Here is a 6,575-nt window from a genome sequence, read left to right as displayed (position 1 = left end):
CCGCTACGTGTTACCAGGGAAAGGTATGCCAACCTGTTAGGCGTTTTGTTTTGAAATGGAAAGATTAAGGAAACCGTTTGTCTATAGCGGAAGCTCTCATCTTTCAATGTGGGCAAATCGAATATCTCCGGAATATATTCGTTCTTGCCTCTTAGGAAATAGGCTTTCTTTTTGTTTGCAGCAAACCCTCTCCTGTAAACTTTTGCAGCAAACCGCAAGTTGCTTTCCCAGTCTCCGCAGACATTGTTTTGCGGAATGGAATATAATCATACTCTTCAGACAGGGCACTCCTTATGGAATCGGGAATGCGGAATCTTAAATTCTTGATCTGCCCCAATGTCATGTTTCCAAACAACAGATTATAGATCGAATCGACCTTCCGAAAATAGACTTCGTACTTTTCGTCCAGGGTTATTTCATTGAGACTGCCGTGGTATAGCATATTTGCAATGAGATGACATGCCGCGACATATTTCAGATCATCAGTTCCCCGGTATAGATTCAACACTTTCTCCAGTTCCTGCCGATTATTACTGGCCTTGCTCAATGCGGCAGAAACATCTTTCGGGTAATTATTACATGATATGATTGTTAGCAGTAAGAAATATATTATTGGTAATTTGCTCATAAAGTGAAACCTAAAAATATTTTTAGGTTTCATCAACCAGCAAAAGCTTGTTCTTTATTATAGTTTTCTGAATTAAATTTTCGTTTCCCTCACCAGGGCATCGTACAGCGCCTCCTGCATGCAGCCCTCCCCGATCAGCTTCCGTAAGGCCTCCTCCAGCTTCGCCTGTTGTGACGATGTGAGTGTCGAACTCTGTTGAATAGCCGATGCCAGAGGATCGTCCACTGGCTCTTCAACGTAGGAATCATCCCAATCTCCCCAGATATCTCCATCATCCCAATCCTCGGGATCATCAAACTCCGACCAGTCGGGATCGGGTCAACCCGGCCATTCAGGATCGGGATCCGGATCGTCGGGAGTAATGATTACATCGTCAAGCCAGCCACTTTATCCGGGACATTCGACCTGTATGCATCACGATAAATTTGATTCGCTGTTTGAAATTTCGAACAGAGCCCTACCGCTCTGAAATCCAATACCAATGCCGGTTGTAACAATTACTTAATATTATTGTCATCAAATCGTAACTATTATGTAGTTATTTTGCGGGCAGTTTTAAATATTAACGAAAGATTGTTTTATGCGGAAAAAGTATCATTGTGTTAAATCACATATCATTATTATCTTATTATTTATGGGCTTTTCATTATCTGCACATGCCCAGAATTTAAATTTGCGCGGCAGGGTTGTGGATACTGAAGATATACCTCTTATCGGTGTAAACGTTATTCAAAAAGGTACAACAAACGGAATTGTAACGGATTTGGATGGGAACTTTTCACTTGAAGTGCCGGCCAATTCCACTATTGTATTCTCATATATCGGGTTTGCTGACCAGGAGGTGGTATGGGAAGGTAGTGGTGATCTGAATATTGTCCTGAAAGAAGACACCGAGTTGCTGGATGAGCTTGTGGTGGTTGGCTATGGTACTCAAAGGAGGGTTAACCTGACCGGGGCTGTGTCTACAGTGAACGGCGATGAGCTCACAAACCGTCTATCACACTCGGTTACAAACATGTTACAAGGGTCTGTGGCAGGGTTGAATATTACCACTTCGTCGGGTAAACCGGGCAGCTCGGGGGCAATTAACATCAGAGGCGTGAACTCAATCAACGATACCGATCCGCTGGTGGTTATTGACGGCGTTACGGGTGATGCGGGCGACCTGTCGCGGTTGAACCCCAATGATATCAAGTCGATTTCTGTAATTAAAGATGCATCGGCTGCAGCAGTTTATGGTGCACGTGCCGCATTTGGTGTTATTTTGGTAACTACCAAGTCGGGGGCCGACACAAACAGAAAAGCAGTGGTACGCTACAGCGGCCGCCTTGGCTGGGAACAGCCCACAACGAGTACCGACTATGAGAATCGTGGTTATTATTCGGTTTACCATGTGAACAAGTTCTGGCAGGCGGACAACGGTACCAACTATATCAGATATTCTGAAAAGGATATGGAGGAGCTTTGGGCACGTGTGAATGACGTGACTGAGCATCCTGACCGTCCCTGGGTTGTGGAAGAAGTAAGAAACGGCCGTCCTCAATGGGTTTATTATGGTAATTACGACTGGTGGGATATGCTTTACCGTGAAAAGCGCCCCAGCCAGCAGCACAATATTTCCGTGAATGGCGGCACAAATGGGATTAATTATATGCTCTCGGGCAACTACAACCGTCAGGAGGGCATGCAACGCGCACATCCTGACGTCTTTGACAGATACAACTTGCGCTCAAAAATCGACTTTAAGGTAAACGATTGGGCTACTTTATCAAACAATACAGCGATGTATAATTCGAAATATAGTTCGCTGGGCGACGACAACATTGAAAACACAATTGCCTATAGTTCGCGTCACGCACTGGCAAACTTCCCAATGCAAAATCCCGATGGCTCGTGGATATACGGCACTCCATATCTGAACTACAAGGTGGGGAACGGTCGCCACATCATGCTCAACGAGCAATCGCACAGAAACTTGGAGAAGACCATGAACGTGTCGAATACAACACGGTTGGAGATGAAGCCGTTTGAGACACTCAAAATAACCGGAGATTTTACATATCGTTTCAATCAGAGGCAAAATACAAACCGCTCGCAGGAGCTATGGTTCAGAGTATATCCTGATGCTGAACTGGAATCGTACAACACCGGGGCAGGCGAAAACCAGCTGACCGAAGCCATTACAACAAATAACTTCTACTCTACGAATATATTTGCCAACTACGAAGAGACGTTCAACAACAGGCACAACGTGTCTGCTTTGGGTGGATTTAACTATGAGTCGTTTCACCGTAAGAGTATTTCGGCATGGGGACGTGACCTCTCATCGCCTTCACTCGACGACCTGAACCTGGTGGGACAAAACGAAGAGGGAGTTACTGAAACCGGTGTTGGTGGCGGCCAGGCAGAATATGCGCTGCTGGGCTTCTTTGGAAGGCTGAACTACGACTATATGGGCCGTTATCTGTTTGAACTGAGTGGCAGGTATGACGGCTCCTCGCGCTTTGGAAGAGAACACAGGTGGGGATGGTTTCCCTCAGCATCGGTGGGTTGGCGCATCTCTGAAGAGCCTTTCTTTGAGCCTGCCAGGGATCTGGTGGACAACCTGAAGCTACGCCTGTCATTTGGGTCACTGGGTAACCAGAATGTGTCGTCTTACTACACCTATATGCGTTTGGTTTCGATGCATGACTTCAGTGAATATACATTTGGAGAGGGAAGCACCAAGGCTAAATACTCATCATTGAGTGCCCCCATTGCATCTGACATGACCTGGGAAACGGTGAAGCAATGGAATGCGGGTGTGGACTATTCGATGTTGAAAAGCCGATTGAGTCTGGTGGCTGACGTTTATGTTCGGAACACTGTGGATATGCTGACTGAGGGTGTTGCTCTGCCCGGTGTGTACGGTGCCGACTCACCCGAAATGAACGCTGCCGATATGCAGACCAGGGGGTATGAATTGTCTTTGAACTGGCGTGATCAGTTTCAACTGGGAAAAAGTCCCTTCTCTTATAATGTGGGACTTGTATTGAGTGACTACAAGAGTATTATCACTAAATACGACAACCCTAACAAGACATTTGCCAAACAGTATTATGAAGGCATGGAGCTTGGCGAGATTTGGGGATTTGTTACCGACGGACTTTTTCAAACCGACGAAGAGGCAAAAGCTTACGCGAAAGAGGTGGATCTGAGCTATAGCAGCGGTCGCCTGAGAGGTGGCTGGATGGCCGGCGACCTGAAGTTTGTCGACCTTGATGGGAATGGTATCTGGGGTATTGGACAAAATACTGTTGACAACCCGGGCGACCGTAAAATTTTAGGCAATTCACTACCCACATTATCGTATGGTGTTAACGCAGGATTCGACTGGATGGGATTTGACGCGTCGGTAATGTTACAGGGTACGGGCAATCATTACTGGTATCCAAGTGGTCACAACATGAACTTTTGGGGTGGTTTCTCTTACTCATACGTTTCGTTCCTGCCAAAAGACTTTCTTGATAAAGTATGGTCGGAAGAGAATCCCGATTCCTATTTCCCAAGAGCACGGGCCTACGGGGCAACAGGTGGTTATCTGGCAAAAGTGAACGACAGCTATCTGCAGAACCTGAGATACCTGCGCTTGAAGAACGTAACTGTGGGTTATACTCTTCCAGCAAACTTAACATCAAAAATTGGTATCGATAATTTACGTGTATATGCATCGGGAGAGAACCTGCACTACTGGTCTCCTTTGAAGGAGAACACCAAATATATTGATCCGGAAGCGGCATTCAGTCGTTCCAGTGCTGTGCAAAACAACGCATTCTATCCCTGGCCGGCAACCTATATGTTTGGCATAGATATCACTTTTTAATTTTTAAATATGAAGACAATGAAAAAAATATCCATAATAATATCAGTTATATTGCTTTTAACGGGGCTTGCATCGTGCGAGCAGCTGGATCTTACTCCGAAAGATAAGATGTCGGACTACGACTACTTTAAGAACGCCACAGAGCTTGAGCTGTTTAGCAACCCGTTCTATAACGAACTGTTGGACAAATCTCCCTTTGATGAGCAGAGCGATGTGATGGTGAATGCAATCCTGGATGAGGTCATGATTGGCGGAAACAGACGTACCGTCCCTGCTTCGGGCGGCGGCTGGAACTGGGGCACCTTGCGCCGCATCAACACATTGCTGGAGAATATTGATCAGTGTGCAGACAAGGAGGCTGTTGTCAAATACAGTGCTGTTGCTCGCTTCTTCCGTGCCTATTTCTATTTCGACAAGGTGCAACGTTTTGGAGATGTACCCTGGTATGATGGACAGCTGAGCTCTACCGATGAAGATCTGTATAAACCGCGTGATTCACGAGAGCTGATAATGACCAAAATGATAGAGGATATTGATTATGCCATTGCAAATTTACCCGCAGGGAAGAGCGTTTATCGCGTAAACCGCTGGTCGGCCCTTGCATTGAAATCAAGATTCACCCTGTTTGAAGGTACGTATCGCAAGTATCACAACCTCACGCTTGCGGGCAACAACTACAACTACTATCTTGATTTAGCAGCCAAATCGGCTTTGGAGATTATACAAAAAGGTCCCTACAAGGTTTACTCAACCGGTAATCCCGAAAAAGACTATATGATGCTGTTTGCAACGCCCGATGCGAATACCGATGAGTATATTCTGGCTATCAAGTTTGATTACGCACTGGGCATTCGGAATAATGCTTCGGCATATACGTTGCTAACCTCTCAGGGACGACCGGGACTGACCCGTAAGTTCGTCAACACCTACCTGATGAAGGATGGCTCCAGGTTTACGGATCAGGAGGGATGGGAAGTGATGCCGTTTAATGAGGAGACAAATAATCGCGACCCACGTTTGGCGCAAAGTATGCGTACTCCCGGTTATACACGTATCAATCAGACAAGAATAGTGGCTCCCGAGCTGAATGTTGCCACTACCGGTTATCAACCTGTGAAATTTGTACAGGATCCTGCATCTAACAGTAATAACAACGACAGAACAGGTTCGTCGGATGTGGACATGCCGGTTTTCCGTTATGCAGAGGTTCTGATTAACTATGCCGAAGCCAAGGCTGAACTTGGCACGCTTACTCAGAATGACATCGATATTTCGATAAAGAAGCTGCGCGACCGCGTAGGTATGCCTAACCTGAATGTTGCGGATGCCAATGCAAGCCCCGATGAGTACCTTGCCTCTGCCACATCAGGTTATCCGAATGTTGGCGGCACAAACAAGGGTGTGATACTGGAAATTCGCCGCGATCGCACAATTGAACTGCTTCAGGAAGGTTTGCGATTTGCAGATTTGATCCGCTGGAAAGCAGGGAAGAGCATCGATCAGCCACTTACCGGTATGTACTTTGAGGGACCGGGTGAGTACGACCTCTCGGGCGACGGCAATATCGACTTGGTTCTTTACGCTGCAGACGAAGAGAAACCTGCAGAAAGAGAAGGCGTTTCTATCTATAAATTGGGTAAGGACATTTTCCTGACCGAAGGGAATAATGGGTATTTGAATTATCACCATAATGCAGAGCGTAACGGATTTAACGAAGAGCGCGACTACCTATACCCTATTCCAATTGATGAGCGTACGCTTAACCCAAACCTAACGCAAAACCCGGGCTGGAAAGATGGATTGGGATATTGAATATTTACAGTTTAGAGATTGAGTTCGTAAAAGGAGCTGCTCCAAAAGGGCAGCTCCTTTTCGTTAAATAGAGATGATATTTTCGAGTAGATTAATGGAACTGTAATGGAAAACACCTACTTTTGCAGATTGATAACACAATTGTCAAAAGGTGTATAATAAAAGTTGGTCCGTCTGCTGTCACAGAGGAGCCAGCAATAAAATAATAAGACAGAAGCTGAATCATATATCTTAAACGGACATGAAAACAAAAATTGTTCTTGCATTCCTCTT

4 protein-coding genes are annotated in these 6,575 nt (G+C 45.8%); 2 read left to right on the top strand and 2 right to left on the bottom strand.

What is annotated here, in order from left to right; all coding sequences use genetic code 11:
• Positions 1–151 precede the first annotated feature (151 nt).
• Complete coding sequence (locus tag B3Z75_RS04925; protein ID WP_294068266.1) at positions 152–628, bottom strand: hypothetical protein; 477 nt, start codon at positions 626–628, stop codon at positions 152–154.
• A gap of 72 nt (positions 629–700) precedes the next feature.
• Positions 701–853, bottom strand: a complete 153-nt coding sequence (locus B3Z75_RS04920; protein ID WP_294068265.1) for a hypothetical protein — start codon at positions 851–853, stop codon at positions 701–703.
• A gap of 409 nt (positions 854–1,262) precedes the next feature.
• Between B3Z75_RS04920 and B3Z75_RS04915 the strand changes: the two genes are divergently transcribed.
• Together B3Z75_RS04915 and B3Z75_RS04910 are read left to right on the top strand one after the other, a co-directional pair.
• The gene (locus B3Z75_RS04915; protein WP_294068264.1) at positions 1,263–4,490 is read left to right on the top strand and encodes a SusC/RagA family TonB-linked outer membrane protein; all 3,228 of its coding nucleotides are present in this window, start codon (positions 1,263–1,265) and stop codon (positions 4,488–4,490) included.
• Positions 4,491–4,508: 18 nt separating this feature from the next.
• Complete coding sequence (locus B3Z75_RS04910) at positions 4,509–6,302, top strand: RagB/SusD family nutrient uptake outer membrane protein (RefSeq protein ID WP_294068263.1); 1,794 nt, start codon at positions 4,509–4,511, stop codon at positions 6,300–6,302.
• The last annotated feature ends 273 nt before the right edge of the window (positions 6,303–6,575 follow it).

The sequence above is a fragment of the Proteiniphilum sp. UBA1028 genome (assembly GCF_002316955.1).
In the GTDB taxonomy this organism is placed as follows: Bacteria; Bacteroidota; Bacteroidia; order Bacteroidales; family Dysgonomonadaceae; genus Proteiniphilum.
The sequence above is the reverse complement of the archived record's forward strand: the minus strand, read 5'-3'. Positions and strand labels throughout refer to the sequence as shown.

Coding starts and splice junctions, on each gene's coding strand:
- B3Z75_RS04910 (WP_294068263.1), top strand. CDS start 4,509: ATGAAAAAAATATCCATAATAATATCAGTTATATTGCTTTTAACGGGG.
- B3Z75_RS04925 (WP_294068266.1), bottom strand. CDS start 628: ATGAGCAAATTACCAATAATATATTTCTTACTGCTAACAATCATATCA.
- B3Z75_RS04915 (WP_294068264.1), top strand. CDS start 1,263: ATGGGCTTTTCATTATCTGCACATGCCCAGAATTTAAATTTGCGCGGC.